This window comes from Methylobacterium sp. CM6246 (genome assembly GCF_054818005.1).
On sequence record NZ_JBTXKY010000001.1, the window covers coordinates 637,112 to 654,430 of the forward strand.

General features: G+C 70.2%; 16 protein-coding genes. 2 read left to right on the top strand and 14 right to left on the bottom strand.

Going from position 1 to position 17,319, the window contains the following annotated elements; genetic code table 11:
• Positions 1-166: 166 nt before the first annotated feature.
• Both ACYQPG_RS03245 and ACYQPG_RS03250 read right to left on the bottom strand, forming a co-directional pair.
• On the bottom strand, positions 167-616 hold the full coding sequence (locus tag ACYQPG_RS03245; RefSeq protein WP_147909473.1) for a Ros/MucR family transcriptional regulator: 450 nt from the start codon (positions 614-616) through the stop codon (positions 167-169).
• A gap of 252 nt (positions 617-868) precedes the next feature.
• The gene (locus ACYQPG_RS03250; protein WP_147909489.1) at positions 869-1,918 is read right to left on the bottom strand and encodes a YeiH family protein; all 1,050 of its coding nucleotides are present in this window, start codon (positions 1,916-1,918) and stop codon (positions 869-871) included.
• A gap of 224 nt (positions 1,919-2,142) precedes the next feature.
• On the opposite strand from ACYQPG_RS03250, the gene ACYQPG_RS03255 reads away from it, so the two are divergent.
• Positions 2,143-2,352: a hypothetical protein gene (locus ACYQPG_RS03255; RefSeq protein WP_461230242.1), complete on the top strand. Its 210-nt coding sequence runs from the start codon at positions 2,143-2,145 to the stop codon at positions 2,350-2,352.
• A gap of 14 nt (positions 2,353-2,366) precedes the next feature.
• Here the strand turns inward: ACYQPG_RS03255 and sorB are convergent, their stop codons facing one another.
• From sorB to ACYQPG_RS03315, 12 genes are all read right to left on the bottom strand, one after another.
• Positions 2,367-2,693 (bottom strand): SorB family sulfite dehydrogenase c-type cytochrome subunit, encoded by a 327-nt coding sequence (gene sorB, locus ACYQPG_RS03260; RefSeq protein WP_147939277.1) that lies wholly within the window; start codon positions 2,691-2,693, stop codon positions 2,367-2,369.
• Between the two features lie 11 nt (positions 2,694-2,704).
• A complete protein-coding gene (gene sorA, locus ACYQPG_RS03265; protein ID WP_461232411.1) occupies positions 2,705-3,907 on the bottom strand; it encodes a SorA family sulfite dehydrogenase catalytic subunit in 1,203 nt (400 codons plus the stop codon).
• Between the two features lie 166 nt (positions 3,908-4,073).
• Complete coding sequence (locus tag ACYQPG_RS03270; RefSeq protein WP_461230243.1) at positions 4,074-5,066, bottom strand: Ldh family oxidoreductase; 993 nt, start codon at positions 5,064-5,066, stop codon at positions 4,074-4,076.
• A gap of 112 nt (positions 5,067-5,178) precedes the next feature.
• Positions 5,179-6,099 carry an ABC transporter permease gene (locus ACYQPG_RS03275; protein ID WP_147909477.1) on the bottom strand — a complete coding sequence of 307 codons (921 nt, stop codon included), beginning with the start codon at positions 6,097-6,099 and terminating at the stop codon, positions 5,179-5,181.
• Positions 6,092-6,862, bottom strand: coding sequence for an ABC transporter ATP-binding protein (locus ACYQPG_RS03280; protein WP_461230244.1), 771 nt, complete (start codon positions 6,860-6,862; stop codon positions 6,092-6,094). Before ACYQPG_RS03280 ends, ACYQPG_RS03275 begins: the two co-directional genes overlap by 8 nt.
• A 324-nt stretch (positions 6,863-7,186) precedes the next feature.
• Positions 7,187-8,326, bottom strand: coding sequence for an amidohydrolase/deacetylase family metallohydrolase (locus ACYQPG_RS03285; protein WP_147939275.1), 1,140 nt, complete (start codon positions 8,324-8,326; stop codon positions 7,187-7,189).
• A 19-nt stretch (positions 8,327-8,345) separates the two neighbouring features.
• Entirely contained in the window at positions 8,346-9,365 is a 1,020-nt protein-coding gene (locus tag ACYQPG_RS03290; RefSeq protein ID WP_419828685.1) for an ABC transporter ATP-binding protein, read from the bottom strand.
• Positions 9,362-10,360 (bottom strand): ABC transporter ATP-binding protein, encoded by a 999-nt coding sequence (locus ACYQPG_RS03295; protein ID WP_147909480.1) that lies wholly within the window; start codon positions 10,358-10,360, stop codon positions 9,362-9,364. The genes ACYQPG_RS03290 and ACYQPG_RS03295 overlap by 4 nt, the downstream gene beginning before the upstream one ends.
• Before the next feature lie 11 nt (positions 10,361-10,371).
• Positions 10,372-11,346 (bottom strand): ABC transporter permease, encoded by a 975-nt coding sequence (locus ACYQPG_RS03300; protein WP_419828686.1) that lies wholly within the window; start codon positions 11,344-11,346, stop codon positions 10,372-10,374.
• Entirely contained in the window at positions 11,343-12,284 is a 942-nt protein-coding gene (locus ACYQPG_RS03305; protein ID WP_147909481.1) for an ABC transporter permease, read from the bottom strand. The genes ACYQPG_RS03300 and ACYQPG_RS03305 overlap by 4 nt, the downstream gene beginning before the upstream one ends.
• Before the next feature lie 16 nt (positions 12,285-12,300).
• Positions 12,301-13,887, bottom strand: a complete 1,587-nt coding sequence (locus ACYQPG_RS03310; protein ID WP_461230245.1) for an ABC transporter substrate-binding protein — start codon at positions 13,885-13,887, stop codon at positions 12,301-12,303.
• Between the two features lie 481 nt (positions 13,888-14,368).
• Positions 14,369-15,661 (bottom strand): polyhydroxyalkanoate depolymerase, encoded by a 1,293-nt coding sequence (locus tag ACYQPG_RS03315; protein ID WP_419828687.1) that lies wholly within the window; start codon positions 15,659-15,661, stop codon positions 14,369-14,371.
• A gap of 215 nt (positions 15,662-15,876) precedes the next feature.
• Between ACYQPG_RS03315 and ACYQPG_RS03320 the strand changes: the two genes are divergently transcribed.
• Positions 15,877-17,262 (top strand): ActS/PrrB/RegB family redox-sensitive histidine kinase, encoded by a 1,386-nt coding sequence (locus tag ACYQPG_RS03320; RefSeq protein WP_147909484.1) that lies wholly within the window; start codon positions 15,877-15,879, stop codon positions 17,260-17,262.
• The last annotated feature ends 57 nt before the right edge of the window (positions 17,263-17,319 follow it).

The following is a 17,319-nucleotide window of genomic DNA, read 5'->3' on the forward strand; positions in this document are numbered from 1 at the left end:
GTCCCCCCCGCGCCGGAGGTGGCCGCCGTGGCCGTCGGCGCCCGCATCATCTACCTGAGCTGGGCCCAGACCTTTGGCCGCCCGCCCAGCGCCCGCCTGCCCGGAATGACCGCACGCGTGCTGCCGTTCCGCAGGCGCTGACGCGCACCCTGGTCAACGCCGGCGATCAGCCGTTCGTGCCGGTCCGGCGCTGCTCGGCGCGGGCGCCCGGAACACCGAGGCCGATCGCCTTGGCGAGGGCGGAGCGCTGCGCGGCGTAGCCCGGCGCCGTCATCGGGTAATCCGTCGGCAGGCTATAGCGCTCGCGATACCGCTCCGGCGTCAGGCCGTGGGCGGTGAGATGCCGCTTGAGCGTCTTGTACGACCGCCCGTCGATGAAGCTGACGATCCCGTCCTGCTGGACCGACTTGCGGATCTGCGCCGCGGTCGGCGGCTCGATCACGGGTGCGACCTCGACGGGCACCTTGCGGTCGAGGTTGATCAGCGCGCCGTGCACGCTGGCGATCAACGCCGGCAGGGACGTGGGTGGGACGGGGTTGTTCGAGACGTAAGCCGCGACGACGTCGCCGACCAGCACGGCGAGTTCGGTGCTGCTCTCAGGATGCGTTTCGGGCACGGCGCGAGTTCCGATCTAAGCTTTCGTGGATGACCCATTGGTTCCAAAGCAAAAACCATCGCAGTGTCAAGATGGTCTGTTCAGCCGATTGCCCGAAACGGCAGCATTTTAATGCCGACACTCTAGACAACGCTGTCTGGACAGAGTGTTTCCACTCAGACGCCCGGCGGCTTTGTTGCGGGACCCAAGCTTAGATTCGGCAGGAATTCGAAATACAAGACTCAGAACACAATTTTAAGCTTGTCCACGCCCTCAACCGATCCCCAGGCCGCGGATCAGGCCGAGGCTGACCGCGACGAGGACGGCCAGCGACGCGGTCACGGCCAGGGTGACCCGGCCTCCGACCCGGGCGAGCACCCGCACATCGACGCCGAGGCCGAGGGCCGCCATGGACAGCACCGTGAGCACGCCCGCGAGCTGCGTCAGCGGTTTGACGGCCGCATCCGGGATCAGCCCTATGGAGCGGGACGTCGCCAGGACCAGGAAGCCGAGGATGAACCACGGCACCAGCTTGGTCAGGCCGGGCCGGCCCTTCGCGCGGGTCGATTCCGCCTCGGCGTCCTGCCCGGCCTCCCGCGGCAGGCGCGGGGCGATCAGTGAGAACGCCACCACCACCGGTCCCAGCATCAGCACGCGCACGAGCTTGACCAGGGTGCCGACCTGGGTGGAGAGCAGGCTCACCGGGACGGTCGCGGCCAGCACCTGCGGGACCGCGTAGACGGTGAGCCCGGCCAGCACGCCGTACTGGTTGTCGCTCAGGCCCGCGAGCGGCACGAACAGCGGCAAGCCGAGCACCATCAGCACGCCGAGCACCGCGGTGAACGCGATGGCGGCCGCGATGTCCTTGGGCTGCGCCCCGATCACCGGCGCCACCGCGGCGATGGCCGAGTTGCCGCAGATCGCGTTGCCGCACGCCACCAGGATCGCCATCCTGGGCGGCAGGCCGAGCGCCCGGCAGATCCCCACGCTGGCGCCGATCCCGATCACAACGGTGCCGACGATGCCGGCCAGCAGCGCCGGACCGGAGGCCAGGATCGCCCCGAGGCTCAGCGAGGCGCCCAGCAGCACGACGGCCACCTCCAGGAGTTGCTTCGCCGAGAACGCGATGCCGGTGCGAAACCGGGCATCCGGCGTCCAGGCGGTGCGGATCGCGATCCCAATCAGGATCGCCAGCACCAGGGCCTCGACATAGGGATGGCCGGCAACCCGCTCCTCGAGCGCCTGCGCGGCCATGGCCAGGGCGGTGATCGCCGCGCACAGGCCGATGCCCGGCAGTACGGAGGTGGTCGCCCCGTCCCGCACGGTGGTCCCGGTTTCACCCGTCCGGGCCGATGATCTGGGGCTCACGCCGGTCGCTCCACGGTCGACATCCGAGCAAAGGGAAGAAAACGTTTGTCGCGAGCGCACAAGAGAGAAGGACGCTCTCCGGCGCGAGAAAACTTCGGAAGTCCCGTCCATTGCGGCGCGGGGTCCCGAGCGCGACATTCACCGTCATGCGCACCACCCCGGATACTCGGTCGACGACGATGGCGTTCGACCCCTTTGGCGAGCCCGTCGCCGCGGGCATGGCCGAGGCGTGCCCGACCGCTTCGGGCGACCGGACCGCGCGCAGGGTCGGTGGTGCCGTGTTCTGGGCCCTCGCCCTGACGATCCTGGCCGGCCGCATCTACGCCTACGACCTGCCGGTGGTGCAGAGCGTCGCGTCCTACGCCGCGCAGGCCGTGACGCTGCGCTGAGGCGCGGCCGTCGCTCAATACGTGTCCGCCAGGTAGGCCGCGATCGCGTGGCCGTCCGCCTCGTCGATCGGGGCGTGGTAGACCTTGATCATCTTGGTCACCTCCGACTCCCAGAACGCCTTCCCCCGCCCCGGGGGCTGGGTGGCGATGTAATCGACGGAGTGGCAGGTCTGGCAATTGGCCTGCGCTGCGGCGAAGCCCTGCGCCTGGCCACCCGACGCACCGTCCTTCGGGGCCCGCAACTCGGCCGTGGGATCCGGCACCGTGTAGCGGCGCGGGGCCGAGAGGGCTGTGCCGGCGAGAAGGCCGGCGATCATCGATCCGATCAAAAGCGCGCGCATCCCGTTCCCCCTCACGCCGCCCGGACCCGGGTGATCTCGACGCCGTTGCGCATGTACCCGGACGGGTTCCAGAGCGAGTCCATCGGCTGCGTGCTGCCGTCGTTGGCAATGGCCCGGACCCGGACGCTGTGCGCGCCCGCGGCCAGGTCGAGGGTGAGCGACCAGGGCCGGAACGCGTAGGGACCCGAATCCTGGCCCAGGGCGGCCTGCGTCCAGGTCCGGCCCTCGTCGGTGGACACCGCGACCGTCTTGATCCCGGAGCCGCCGTCGAACGCGATGCCGCGCACGTGCACCGGACCGGCCTTGATGTCCGCCCCGTCGGCGAGACTGGTCAGGAACGACCGCACGTTGAGCCGGCCGATCGGCACCGTGGCTTTGGCGGCCTGGCCCGGCTCCGTGCAGGCGCAGGCATTGTCCGGGATGCGGTAGGCGCTCTTCATGAAGAAGCCGTCGAACGGCGTGTCGCGCACCGTGATCGCGTTCAGGTGCTTGACCCAGTAGGTGCCGTAGAAGCCCGGCACCACGAGGCGCAGCGGAAACCCGTTGAGCCAGGGCAGGTCTTCGCCGTTCATGCCCCAGGCCAGCATCACTTGGCCGTCGCGGGCGTGGTCGAGGCCGAGCGCCTTCACAAAGTCCGGAGTCTCGGGCAGGACGGGCCCGTCCATCCCGTCGAACGCGACCTGCACGGCGCCCGCCTTCACCCCGGCGCGGTCGAGCACGCTCTTCAGCGGCACGCCGGTCCAGCGCGCGCAGCCCATGGCGCCGTTGGCGAGCTGACCGCCGGCCATGCGCGGCTCGAAGAAGCCGCGCGAGTTCCCCGAGCATTGGTTGACCGCCACGATCTCGCTCCGCCCCGGCAGCGCCTTGATCTCCGCGAGCGACAGCGAGAGCGGCCGGTCGACGTGGCCGGCGACGCCGAGCCGGAACGTGTCCGGGTCGATCTCCAGGGGAATGTCGGCCAGGTGATAGCGGACGAAGAAGGCGTCGTTGGGGGTGATCGCCCCCTCGTCGAACACCGCGAACGGCGTCTCCAGCTGGGGCGGCCGGGCCGTGGTCTGCAGAAGCGGGCGCTTGCCCGGATAGGCGACCAGCGGGCGCGTGCCGTTGCCGAAGGGAAGCACGACCTCCTCAGCCCGGGCGCGCAAGGGCGTCGCCGCAACAGCCAGCGCGCCGAGGCCGCCCTGGAGAACGCGGCGCCTGTCGAGATGAGCCATCGTCGCGTCCTTCATCCGCCGTCCCGGCATACCGAGCGATCCTGCGCGGACGCCCCGCGATCCGGCCGTCTCGAGCGCCCCTGCCGTGGCGGTGTATCAGACTTTCCCTTGCCCGAACCGCTTCGCCCCGCAGCGTGCGTGTTTCACGGGAAACACCGCATCGCCGTCACCCCAACGCTTCGATCTCGGCCGCGAGGGTGTCCGGAACCGTCAGCCCGTCCCGCGCGGCGCGGACCCGCAGGTCGAGGCGCCGGCTTCCCGGCAGGCGAGCGCCGTCCTGCGCCTCGATCGAAGCCGCCAGGACGGCGAAGCGCTCCGGGGCGTCGGGGCCGAGGGCCGTGGCGTCGATCGCCAGGATCAGCTGTCCGGTGCCGGGCGGGTCGCCCGCCGCGTCGAGGAACGAGCTGGCCTCGGCGGCGAAGCGGGCACCGGTGAGCCCGGCCGCCAGGAGTTCCACCATCAAGGCGAGCGCCGTCCCCTTGGCGTCGCCGAGCGGCGCCATCGTGCCGTCGAGGGCGGCGGCGGGATCGGTGGTCGGGCGTCCCTCGGCATCGAGCGCCGAGCCCTCCGGGATCGCCTCGCCGCGCTGCTTCGCGCCGACGATGCTGGCCCGGGCGACCTTCGACAGGGCGAGGTCGATCACGATGGGCGCCCGACCGGGCAACGGGCAGCCGAAGGCCAGCGGGTTGGTGCCGAACACCGCCCGGCTGCCGCCCCAGGGCGCCATGGCGGCGGGGGTGTTGGCGAACAGGATCGCGACGCACCCGGCCTCGGCCAGCGCCTCGACGGGCAGGCCGGCCGCCCCGCAATGATGCGAGCGGCGGATCCCGGCCGCCGCGATCCCCTGACGGCGTGCCAGATCCGGCAGCTCGGCCAGGGCCGCGTCGAGCGCCGGGTAGGCGAAGCCGTTGCCGGCATCGATCGCCAGGAGTCCCGGCCGGGGCCGGCTCATCACCACGCGGGCATCGCCCACGACCTTGCCGGTGCGCAGCTGCGCGGCGTAGCCCGGCACCCGCGACAGGCCATGGCCCTTCAGGCCGTCCGCCTCCGCGGCGACCAGCGCGCGGGCGGTGCTGTCGGCGGCGGCAGGGGCGGCGCCACAGCGGCGGAAGGCGCCGGCCGCGAGCGCGTGGGCCTCCGCGAGGGACAGGGTCGGCATGGTGGTCGAGGCTCCGGGTCACCGCGAAGGATCCGCGGGGCATACCCGAAGCCGCGCCGCTTGAGGATCAGGCGTCAGGGGATCAGGCGTCAGGGGATCAGGCGTCAGGGGATCAGGCCTGCATGCCCCAGCGCTGGATGGTCCGCCGCTCGATCGTCTGGAAGATCAGGTTCTCCACCACGAGGCCGATCAGGATCACGGTGAGCAGCCCGGCGAACACGTTCGGGATGTCGAGCATGTTCTTGTTCTCGAAGATGAACCAGCCGAGCCCGCCCGCCCCGGAGCTGACGCCGAACACCAGCTCGGCCGCGATCAGCGTGCGCCACGCGAAGGCCCAGCCGACCTTCAGGCCGGTGAGGATCGACGGGAACGCGGCCGGGATCAGGATCTTGCCGATCAGCCGCGGGCCCGACAGCCCGTAATTGCGCCCGACCATCGTGAGCGTCCGGCTCACCGACAGGAAGCCCGAATGGGTGTTGAGCGCGATCGCCCAGGTCACCGAGTGGACCAGGACGAAGATCAGGCTGCCGTTGCCGAGCCCGAACCAGATCAGCGCCAGCGGCAGCAGCGCGATCGCCGGCAGCGGGTTGAACATCGACGTCAGGGTCTCGAGGAGGTCGGTCCCGATCCGCGACGCGATGGCGATGCCGGTGAGCAGGGTCGCCAGGAGGACGCCGGCGGCGTAGCCCATCAGCAGCACCTTCAGCGAGCTCCAGGCCCGGGCCGGCAGCGTCCCGTCGGCGACCGCCCGGAAGAACGCCTCCATGGTGGCCGAGAAGGTCGGGAACAGGAGGTCGTTGTCGAGGTAGCGCCCGTAGGCCTCCCAGATCCCCGCCAGCAGGACGAGGATCAGGATCTTGCGCAGCCAGGCTTGGTTGTAGAGGCGCTCGAACGCCGAGAGCGGCTTCTCCACAACCGGGGCGCCGTGGGCGTGGCCGGTCTCCCGCACGATCTCGGGGCGGGCCGGATCCGTGGCGGCGGGGCGCGGCGGCACCGTCAGGGGAGCGCCGGTCAACACGCGCGCGCTAGACATTCTCCGCCTCCTGGATCTCTTCCGAAAAGAGCATCTGCTGGATGCGGTTCTCGAGCCGCAGCGCCGCCTCCGGGGTTGCCGCGCTGTTGAGCTCGGCCTTGACCTCGCCCGGATGGGGCGAGAGCAGCAGGATGCGCGAGCCGACCTTGATCGCCTCGGGGATCGAGTGCGTCACGAACAGCACCGTGAAGCGCGTCTCCTCCCAGAGCATCAGCAGCTCGTCCTGCATGCGCCGCCGGGTGAGCGCGTCGAGCGCCGCGAACGGCTCGTCCATCAGCAGGATGTCGGGCTCCATCGCCATGCCGCGGGCGATGGCGACGCGCTGCTTCATGCCGCCCGACAGGGTGTGCGGGTAGCTGTCGGCGAACTTCGTCAGGTTGACCTTGTCGATGTAGAGGTTCGCCCGCTCCAGCGCCTCCCGTCCCTTCAGCCGGCCCGAGGCTTCGAGGGCGAAGACCACGTTCTGCCGGACCGTCTTCCACGGCAGCAGCTGGTCGAATTCCTGGAACACCATCATCCGGTCGGGGCCGGGCTCGATCACCGGGCGGCCTTTCAGCCGGATCTCTCCCTCGGTGGGGGCCATGTAGCCGCCCACCGCCTTGAGCAGGGTCGACTTCCCGCACCCGGAGGGTCCGAGCAGGACGAACCGGTCCCCGGGCCAGATCCGGAAGCTCACCCGGTAGGTGGCCGTGACGAGGTGCTCGGGCGTCTTGTAGCGGAGCGTGACGCCGTCGACCTCCAGCAGAGGCTGACCCGTATCCATCCATCCTCCCTGGCGCCGCGGCTTGAGCCGCGTGTCGCTGATCGTCCGGCGATGGTCCGGACCTCACGGGAAAGTGTAGGATCGATGCGGCGAGGCTGTAAAGCGGTGCATTCTTAATAAACTAGGATTGCTGTCCGGTTGAACCCGCTCGTTGCGTCGGTCTTGAGCGACTGCGCGGGTGTGGAATCGGCCGCTTATGCCGGTTCGGACGCGGCGCTGGAGGTTCTGTTTCGTACGGCTCCCAGGCGCGCTCGATCGATGGTCCTCCGCTCCCAAGGACGGCGGCCTGCGAGCCCTTCGGCGGAAAACCGCATCGTCCCCATCTCAAACCGGGTGCCACCATCGACCCCGCAGCACCACGCCCTCCGACACGATCCGCTGGGCGCCGGTCATGTGCTCGCCCCGCGTGTCCACGTAGTCGAACGCGCCGTCCCGGACCGACAGTACGGTGGCATCGCCGAGCGCCCCGACCTTCAGGGTCCCGTATTCCATGCGCTTGAGCGCCACCGCGGCGTTGACCGTGGAGGCGGCGACGACGTCGCGCAGACTCATGCCGAGGCAGAGCATCTTGGACATGGTGGTGACCTGATCGAAGGCCGGCCCGTCGATGCAGAGCTGGTGCACGTCGGACGAGATCGTGTCCGGCAGGAAGCCCCCCGCCAGCATGGCGCGGGCGGTCTTGAACGCGAACGAGCCTTTGCCGTGGCCGATATCGAACAGCACGCCGCGCGCCCGGGCCTCCCGCAGGGCGGGCTTCACGGCGCCCTGGGCGGTGATCGGGGAATTCGGGAACGGCCGGAAGGCGTGGGTCAGCACGTCGCCGGGGCGCAGCATGGCCAGCACCGCCTCGTAGCTCGGCGGCGGCTCGTCGATATGGGCCATCAGCGGCAGGCCGGTCTCCTCCGCGACCTGCAGGGCGATGTCGAGGGGCGCGGTGCCCTGGTCGCCGGAGGCGTGGCGCCCGACCCGGACCTTGATGCCGACGATGACGTCCCGGTTGGCCTCGACCACCTCCACGGCCTCGCGGGGCGCCATCAGCCGCGGATCCTCGCTCTCGCCGACCATGATGGTCTTCGAGAAGCCGAAGATGCCGGCGAAGGAGACGTGCAGGTAGGCCAGGATCCGCGCCTCCGAGCGGTCGATGACGTGGGTGCGAAATCCGGAAAAGTTGCCGGGCCCGGCACTGCCGGTATCGACCGAGGTCGTCACCCCGGAGGTCCGGCAGAACGCGTCGGCGTCGATGCCCAGCGAGGTACCGCCCCAGTAGACGTGGGTGTGCAGGTCGATCAGCCCGGGCGTGACGATCGCGCCCGCCATCGCGCGCACCTGCGTGCCCGGGCCCGCGACGAGATCGCGGCCGAAGCCCGAGACCCGGCCCTGCGCGAAGGCGACGTCGCCGATCCCGTCGTGGTTCTGGGACGGGTCGATGATCCGCGCACCCTTGAGGATGAGGTCGTGCGGCACGGCTGTCTCCGGGATCGTGTCAGGCCGCGACCGCCGGTGCGGACGCGTCGTCGTTGAGGTGGCAGGCGGCCAAGTGGCCGGCGCCCACCGGATCGAGGCGGGGCTCCTCGACCCGGCAGCGTTCGAAGGCCTGCGGGCAGCGGGTGTGGAAGCGGCAGCCGGCGGGCGGATTGATCGGGCTCGGGACGTCGCCCTTGAGCACGATGCGGGTGCGCCCGGCCCCGGGCTCGGGGATCGGCACCGCCGAGAGCAGGGCCTGGGTGTAGGGGTGCTTCGGGGCCAGGAACAGCGCCCGCCGCGGGCCGATCTCGACGATCTTGCCGAGATACATCACCGCCACCCGGTGGGTCATGTGCTCCACGATGGCGAGGTCGTGCGAGATGAACAGCATCGCGAGGTCGAGCTCGCGCTGCAGGTCGCGCAGCAGGTTGACGATCTGGGCCTTCACCGAGACGTCGAGCGCCGAGACCGCCTCGTCGCAGATGATCAGGTCCGGCTCGGCGGCGAGCGCCCGGGCGATGCCGATGCGCTGGCGCTGGCCGCCGGAGAACTCGTGGGGCCAGCGCCCCAACGCCTCGCGCGGCAGGCCGACCCGCTCCATCAGGGCCGCGAGCTTCGCCTCGATGTCGGCCGAGCCCTTGGCCAGCCCGAAATTGCGGATCGGCTCGGCCAGGATCGCCCGCACCCGCATCCGCGGGTTGAGGGACGAGAACGGGTCCTGGAACACCATCTGCATCCGCCGGCGCAGGGGCCGCAGGGTGCCGGCCGAGAGGTCGTCGATGCGCCGGCCGGCCAGCACCACCTGCCCGGCGGTCGGCGTGTAGAGGCGCATCAGCGCCTTGGCGACCGTGGACTTGCCGCAGCCGGATTCGCCGACCAGCGACAGGGTCTCGCCCCGGTCCACCGTGAAGGACAGGCCGTCCACCGCCTTGAGCACCCGGGTCGACCGGCCGAACAGGCCGCCGCCGAGGGAAAAGTGTTTCTTGAGGTCATTGACCTCCAGCAGGGTGCGGGATGTGGGCGCGGGGGTGACGCTCATGCCGCGAGGGCGTCCTTGGGCGCGTAGTGACAGGCGGCGAGATGCGCGGGGGCCTTCGGCTCCAGGGCCGGGGCGTAGGCGCGGCACAGGTCGGTCACGTCCGGGCAGCGTCCGGCGAAGACACAGCCCTCGATCCGCTGCTTCAGGCTCGGGACCATGCCGGGAATCTCGGCGAGCCGCTCGGTGGCGCCGTGCTCGACAGCGCCGAGCTTGGGCACGGCCCCCATCAGGCCGCGGGTGTAGGGATGGCGCGGCGCCCGGAACAGGTCACGGACCGAGGCCTCCTCGACCTTCCGGCCGGCATACATCACCACCACCCGGTCGGCGACCTCGGCGACCACGCCGAGATCGTGGGTGATCAGCATGATCGCGGCGCCGACGCGATGCTTCAGGTCGCGCATCAGGTCGAGGATCTGGGCCTGGATGGTCACGTCGAGCGCCGTGGTCGGCTCGTCGGCGATCAGGAGCTTGGGCGAGCAGGCGAGCGCGATGGCGATCATCACCCGCTGGCGCATGCCGCCCGAGAGCTGGTGCGGGTATTCCCGCACCCGGCGCCCGGGCTCGGGGATGCCGACCAGCGTCAGCATCTCCACGGCCCGGGCCTCGGCCTCGCGCCGGCTCAGGCCCTGGTGCAGCCGCAGGGTCTCGCCGATCTGGCGGCCCACCGTCAGCACCGGGTTCAGGCTGGTCATCGGCTCCTGGAAGATGACGCTGATGTCGTTGCCGCGGATCTTGCGCATCGCGCGGGTCGGCAGATCGAGGAGATTCGTCCCCTCGAACCGGATGGCGCCGGCGATGCTGGCCGGCGGCTCGGGCAGGAGGCGCAGGATCGACATCGCGGTGACCGACTTGCCGCAGCCGGATTCGCCGACGATCGCCAGGGTCTCACCCGCCTGAATGGCGAAGGACACGCCGTCCACCGCCCGGTTCACCCCGTCGGGGGTGCGGAAGTGGACCTGCAGGCTCTCGATCGACAGGAGGGGGGTGCCGCTCACGCTGCTGGTCCTCACGCGTCTTTGGCCATGCGGGGGTCGAGGGCGTCGCGCAGGCCGTCGCCGACGAGGTTCACCGCGAGCACCGTCATGGACAGGAAGATCGCCGGGAACAGGATGATGTAGAACTTCACCTGCCAGAGGGCCCGGCCCTCGGCCATGATGTTGCCCCAGGACGGCGTCGACGGCGGCACGCCCGCGCCGATGAACGACAGGATCGCCTCGGTGATCATCGCGGAGGCGCAGATGTAGGTCGCCTGCACGGTCATGGGCGCCAGGGTGTTGGGCAGGATGTGGCGCCAGATGATCGCCGGCATGCGCGTGCCCGTGGTCACGGCGGCCTCGACATAGGGCTGCTCGCGCAAGGACAGCACGACGCCCCGGACCAACCGGGCGACCCGGGGGATCTCCGCGATGGTGATCGCCACGATCACGTTCTGGACCGAGCCGCGGGTGAGCGCCATCAGGGTGATGGCCAGTAGGATCGGCGGGATCGACATCATGCCGTCCACGATCCGCATGACGATGCCGTCGAGCCAGCGCACCATCCCGGAGACGAGTCCGACCGCGAGCCCCGCCACCGAGGCGAGGAGCGCCACGGAAAAGCCGACCAGCAGCGAGACCCGGGCGCCGTAGACCACCCGCGAATAGATGTCCCGGCCGAGCATGTCGGTGCCGAACCAGTACTGGGCCGAGGGCACGCGGGTGCGCTTGGCCGGCGCCAGGGCGGTGGGATCGACGGTGCCGAGATAGGGCGCGAGCACCGCCATCAGGAACACGACGAGGAGCAGGCCCCCGCCGGCCACGATGGTCGGGTTGCGGCGCACATAGGTCCAGACCCGGCCCCGGCGCTTGCGGGCCGGGATCACGTCCGGCAGCGGCGTGGCGACGGCGAGCCCCGCGGGGGGCGGCCCCTTGTGCGGCGGGCCCTTGAGCGACGGGTCCGCGGCGCGCGACGGACCGGAGAGAGGCGCGACGGTCGCGGTCAATAGCGGATCCTCGGGTCGAGCAAGGTGTAGAACAGGTCGATGGCGAGGTTCACCAGCACGTAGACGAAGCTGAACAGCAGGACGACGCCCTGGATGACCGGGTAATCGCGCCGCAGGATCGCATCGACCGTGAGGCGGCCGAGGCCGGGAATCGCGAACACCGTCTCGGTGACGACGGCGCCGCCGATCAGCAGCGCGATGCCGATGCCGATCACGGTGACGATCGGCACCGCGGCGTTCTTGAGGGCATGGATGAACAGCACCGGCCCCTGCGCCAGCCCCTTGGCCCGGGCGGTGCGCACGTAATCCTGCTGCAGCACGTCCAGCATGGTCGCCCGCGTCACCCGGGCGATCAGCGCGATGTAGACGAGGCCCAGCGTCACCGCGGGCAGGATCAGGTTCGCGAACCACGGCCACAGGCCCTGCTCGATCGGCGTGTAGCCCTGCACCGGCAGCCAGCCGAGTTCGAGGGCGAACACGTAGGCCAGCACGTAGCCGACCACGAAGACCGGCACCGAGAAGCCCATCACGGCGAGCCCCATGACCAGGCGGTCGATCAGGCTGCCGGCCTTCCAGGCCGCCACGACGCCGAGCGGCACCGCGACCACGACGGCCAGGATCAGGGTGACGAGCATCAGCGAGACGGTCGGCTGCACCCGCTGCCCGATCATCGTGGTGACCGGCAGGTTGGTGAAGATCGAGGTGCCGAGGTCCCCGTGCAGGATCTGCCAGGACCATTCGCCGAACCGGACCAGGAACGGCCGGTCGAGGCCGAGCGAGGCGCGGATGCGCGCGACGTCGTCCGGTGTCGCCTGATCGCCCGCGATGATCGCGGCCGGATCGCCGGGGGCGAAGTAGAGGAGGCTGAAGACGAACAAGCCGACCACCGCCATCACCGGGATGGTGGCCAGGATGCGCCTGCCGATATAGCCGAGCATGGGACGCCTCCTGGCCTCAGGCCTTCGACACGCCCCAGGTGAACGGGATCGGCCCCTTCACGATGCCCGAGACGTTCTTGCGCCAGGCCTGGTAGCCGAGGAAGAACCCGGTCGGCACGTAGACCACGCCCTCGCAGGCGGCGGCGTTGACCTTGTCGATGGCGGCCTTCTCGGCGGCCGGATCGGCCGCGTCGAACCACTCGGCGATGGCGGCCTCCACGGGCGGGACGTTGGGCCAGCCGAACCAGGCCTTGTCGCCGCTGGCCCGGACCGCGGGATAGCCCGCCGGATTGATGCAGTCGGCGCCCGCGTGCCAGGTGTGGAACATGTTCCAGCCGCCCTGGGACGGCGGCGCCTTGGACGCCCGGCGGGTGCCGGTGGTGCCCCAGTCGGTGGCGACGAAGTCGACGTTGAAGCCCATCTGCTTCAGCAGGTCGGCGGTGATGTCGCCCTGCGCCTTGGTGATCCCCTGGTCCTGCGCCACCACGCAGACGACGGGCTCGCCCTTGTAGCCGGCTTCCTTCAGCAGCTTCTGGCCGAGCTTGATGTCACCCTTTCCGACGCTGCCCCCGCCCGCCTCGGTGTAGAGCGGCGTGCCCGGCGTGAAGAAGCCCGGCAGCGTCTTCCATAAGGTGTCGTCGTCGCCGACGATCGCCCGCATGTAATCCTCCTGGCTCATGGCGGTCATGACGGCCTGGCGGATCTTCGGGTTGTCGAAGGGCGGATGCAGGTGGTTCATCCGGAACGACCCGACATTGCCCAGCGGGTCGGCGATGTCGACGTTGAGGTTGGCGTTCTTGCGCAGGAGCGGCACGAGGTCGGAGATGGGGTTCTCCCACCAGTCGACCTCGCCCTTCTGCAGGGCCGCCGAGGCGGTGGCCGCGTCCGGCATGATCACCCATTCGACCCGGTCGACCAGGATGTGCTTGCCGCCCGCCAGCCACGAATTCGGCTCCTCGCGGGGCTTGTAGCCGGCGAATTTCTGGAACACGGCCCGCGCGCCCGGCACCCATTCGTTGCGCACGAAGGTCATCGGGCCGGAGCCGACATACTCGGTGATCTGCGTGAACGGGTCGGTCTTGGCGATCCGCTCCGGCATGATCAGGGCCATCGGGGCGTTGGTCTTGCCGAGCGCGTAGAGGAGCTTCGGAAACGGCTTCTTCAGGCGCCAGCGGAACGTCCGGTCGTCGACCGCGGCGAGGTCGTCCTGGATGCCCCGGATCATCAGGCCGATCGGGTCCCGGGCCATCCAGCGTCCGAGGCTCGCCACCACGTCCTTGGCCAGCACCGGCTCGCCGTCGTGGAAGGTCTGGCCGGGCCGCAGCCGGAAGGTCCAGGTCAGCTGATCGCCGGAGACCTCCTCGGATTCGACCATCTGGCGCTGCGGCTTCAGCTGCGCGTCGACGCCGTACAGCATGTCCCACACGAGGGTGCCGGCATTGCGCACCACGTATTGCGTGCCCCAGATCGGATCGAAATTGGCGAGGTTCGCCTGGGGCACGAAGCGCAGCACCTTGGCGCCCTGCGCCACGGCCGGCATCGCGACCTGCGGGGCGGCCAGCCCGAGTGCGGCCGAGCCCTTGAGGAACGTCCTGCGGTCCATCGTGATCTCCCTGGCCGGCGGGATCTCGATCCCGGCCACCGGCCCGCACTCCGGGTGCGTCTGTGAATCGGTCGACGGAAGGACCCGGCCGTGTATCGCGGCCGGGGGAAGCTGGATTTTCACACGATCAGCAACATGCGCCAGTTCCCTGCTACCGCAAGACGGTTTTGGGGGATCGAATTCCAGTTATCCGCATCCTGTTCGCGCACGGCCTCATCCAGCTGGATGGAGTCCGGCCGGGGACGCGGAGGGGCGGTGGAGGATCGGCGGTCATCGTGCTCACGCCGACGACCTCGCAAGCCTCGCGCCACCGTGGGTGGAAGAGAATTCAAAATGCAGCGCGCGCCGGCCATGCACGGCGGGATCGCGGGATCGGAAGCGGGATTTCAGTGGGCTCGCCGCCTTCCGGCGGAGGCCCCGGGAAACCGGCTCCGCCCTGGACCCGCGAACGGTCTCGGACCTTTCGAGATCGGACCTTTCGTCAGCCCACCTGGCGCAGATGCAATCCGCGCGTCCGGGCTTCCGCCTGCTGGGCGCGGATGAAGGCGGCGATCCGCGGTGCGATGACGGTGCGGTAGCGGGAGCCGTTGAACACCCCGTAATGCCCGACGCCGGCCTGGAGATGGTACGCCTTGCGGGATTCGGGCAGGTTCGGCGTCAGGTCGAGGGCCGCCTTGGTCTGGCCGACCCCGGAGATGTCGTCGTTCTCGCCCTCCACCGCCAGGATGGCGCAGCGGCGGATCGCCCCGAGATCGACCGGGGTGCCGCGGTGACGCATCCGGCCCGTCGGCAGGTCATGGTCGACGAAGACCGTCTGAACGGTCTGCAGGTAGTATTCCGCGGTCAGGTCCATCACTGCGAGGTACTCGTCGTAGAAGTCCCGGTGCTTCTCGGCCGAGTCGCCGTCGCCCTTCACCAGGTGGTCGAACATGTCGGAATGGGCGGTGACGTGGCGGTCGAGGTTCATCGCCATGAAGCCCGACAGCTGCAGGAAGCCGGGATAGACCCGGCGCCAGGCCCCCGGGAAGATCGGCGGCACCAGGCTGATCGTGTTGCGCTCGAACCAGGTCTGGCCGCGCTCCTGGGCGAGGCAGTTCACCGCCGTGGGCGAGCGGCGGGTGTCGATCGGGCCGCCCATCAGGGTCATGGAAGCCGGCACCGCCGGGTCGCCCTCCCCTTGGCCGTCCTTGCTCTCCATCAGCGCCACCGCAGCCAGGACCGGCACCGCCGGCTGGCACACCGCCATGATGTGCAGGTCCGGCCCGAGCAGCGCGAACATCTCCTGCAGGTAGTCGATGTAGGTGTCGAGATCGAAGCGCCCCGCCGCGAGCGGCACCATCCGGGCATCGTTCCAGTCGGTGATGTAGACCCGGTGGTTCGGCAGCATCGCCTCCACGGTGCCGCGCAGCAGCGTGGCGTAGTGCCCCGACATCGGCGCGACGATGAGCAGCTTCGGCTCCGGCTCGGCGGGCGGGGTCAGGAAGGCCCGCTCGAACGCCACCAGCCGGCAGAACGGCCGCTCCCAGACGACCCGCTCGCTGACCGGGACCGCTGCGCCGTCGATCAGCGTCTCGGTGAACCCGAAGGCCGGCTTGCCGTAGCGGCGGGTGGCGCGCTCGAACATCTCGCAGCCCGCGCTGACCGCCCGGGCATAGGGTCCGTAGGCCAGGGGATTGCCGGGCATCTGGAGCGCGTGGCGGGTCAGGTCGGCGGCGAGCCGGGCCGGCGCCATCATGGCGCGGGCGCCCTCGAACATCGCGTAAGCCAGAAGCATCGCCACCTCGCGTCCCGGGACTGCCGGCGGAGCGCCGACGGGCGAAAAGCCTGACGCAACCCGCGGTGACAGCCTAAGGTTCCACCCTGAACGATCGCGGAACATCCGCGCCCCGGGGCGACTTGCCCGTCACGACCCCGTCGGCTCGACGGGGCCGCACGTCTGCCCAAGCTCTGCGTCGGTGAGGATTCACCCGGCGCTGCATCGATGCACGCATGCCCGACAGCAATCTCAACGGCCTCGTCCGCAACGCCCGGCACCTCCGGCTGGACACCTTCGTCCGCCTGCGCTGGCTCGCCATCACCGGCCAGAGCGCCGCCGTGGTCGGGGCGCAGTTCGGCCTGGGCCTGGCGCTGCCGTTCGGCTGGTGCTTCCTGGTGATCGCCACCTCGTCCTGGCTGAACCTGGCCCTGCGCATCCGCTTCCCGGCGAGCTACCGACTGAGCGACGATTCCGCAGCCCTGCTGCTGGCCTTCGACATCGTGCAGCTCGCAGCGCTGCTGTTCCTCACCGGCGGCCTGCAGAACCCGTTCTCGCTGCTGTTCCTCGCCCCCGTGCTGATCTCCGCGACGGCGCTGCCGCCGGAGCGGACCCTGGCGCTCGGCCTGCTCGCCGTGGGGCTGGCGACGCTGCTCGCCCTGGTGCACCGGCCCCTGCCCTGGTTCTCGGACGGGCGGATCGAGTTGCCGTTCCTGTACGTCTCGGGGGTCTGGACCGCGATCCTGCTCGGGACCGCCTTCACGGGCGTCTACGCGTGGCGGGTCGCCGAGGAGACGCGGCTCCTCGCCCAGGCCCTGGCGGCCACCGAACTTGTGCTGGCCCGGGAGCAGCACCTGTCGCAGCTCGACGGTCTCGCGGCGGCGGCTGCCCACGAATTGGGCACGCCCCTCGGGACGATCATGCTGGTGACCAAGGAGCTGATCCGCCAGCTCGGGCCGACCGCCTCGCCGGCGGTGGCCGAGGATTTGAACCTGCTGCGCGAGCAGGTCGACCGCTGCCGAGGCATCCTGGGCAAGCTCACGTCCCTCGACGGCGACGGCGTCGGCTTCCTGGAGACGGTGACGTTCAGCCATCTCGTCGAGGAGCTGGTGGCGCCCCAGCGCGCGCTTGGCGCCGTGCTCGACATCTCCAGCCTGGGCGAAGGCCCGGAGCCCGCCTGCCGCCGCAACCCCGGGGTGATGTTCGGCTTGGCCAACATCCTCGACAATGCGGTCGACTTCGCCGATTCGCGCGTCACCGTGGAAGGCCGCTGGACCCAGGAGCGCGTCTGGATCGAGATCCGCGACGACGGTCCGGGTTTTTCCAGCGAGGTCCTGCTGCGGGCGGGCGAGCCCTACGTAACCACCCGCAGCGCCGACCGCGCGCAGACCGGCGGGACCGTCGGGGCCGGCCTCGGCCTCGGTTTGTTCATCGCCAAGACCCTGATCGAGCGCTCGGGCGCCCAGATCGCGCTGATGAACGTCTCGGCACCTGAGGCCCATGGGGCGATCGTGCGCGTCTCCTGGGCCCGCCACATCTTCGAGCGGGGGGCAGCCCCGCGTCATTCGCCGGAACTCAATATCCACGCGCCCCTGCCCCCGGGCGATGTCGTCCCTATATGAGGATCAGACCAAGAACTGACCGAATAACGCCCTCACGAAAACCCGAAAGGAGTACCG

Coding starts and splice junctions, on each gene's coding strand:
- ACYQPG_RS03255 (WP_461230242.1), top strand. CDS start 2,143: ATGGCGTTCGACCCCTTTGGCGAGCCCGTCGCCGCGGGCATGGCCGAG.
- sorB (WP_147939277.1), bottom strand. CDS start 2,693: ATGCGCGCGCTTTTGATCGGATCGATGATCGCCGGCCTTCTCGCCGGC.
- sorA (WP_461232411.1), bottom strand. CDS start 3,907: ATGGCTCATCTCGACAGGCGCCGCGTTCTCCAGGGCGGCCTCGGCGCG.
- ACYQPG_RS03270 (WP_461230243.1), bottom strand. CDS start 5,066: ATGCCGACCCTGTCCCTCGCGGAGGCCCACGCGCTCGCGGCCGGCGCC.
- ACYQPG_RS03275 (WP_147909477.1), bottom strand. CDS start 6,099: ATGTCTAGCGCGCGCGTGTTGACCGGCGCTCCCCTGACGGTGCCGCCG.
- ACYQPG_RS03280 (WP_461230244.1), bottom strand. CDS start 6,862: ATGGATACGGGTCAGCCTCTGCTGGAGGTCGACGGCGTCACGCTCCGC.
- ACYQPG_RS03290 (WP_419828685.1), bottom strand. CDS start 9,365: ATGAGCGTCACCCCCGCGCCCACATCCCGCACCCTGCTGGAGGTCAAT.
- ACYQPG_RS03305 (WP_147909481.1), bottom strand. CDS start 12,284: ATGCTCGGCTATATCGGCAGGCGCATCCTGGCCACCATCCCGGTGATG.
- ACYQPG_RS03310 (WP_461230245.1), bottom strand. CDS start 13,887: ATGGACCGCAGGACGTTCCTCAAGGGCTCGGCCGCACTCGGGCTGGCC.
- ACYQPG_RS03315 (WP_419828687.1), bottom strand. CDS start 15,661: ATGCTTCTGGCTTACGCGATGTTCGAGGGCGCCCGCGCCATGATGGCG.
- ACYQPG_RS03320 (WP_147909484.1), top strand. CDS start 15,877: ATGCCCGACAGCAATCTCAACGGCCTCGTCCGCAACGCCCGGCACCTC.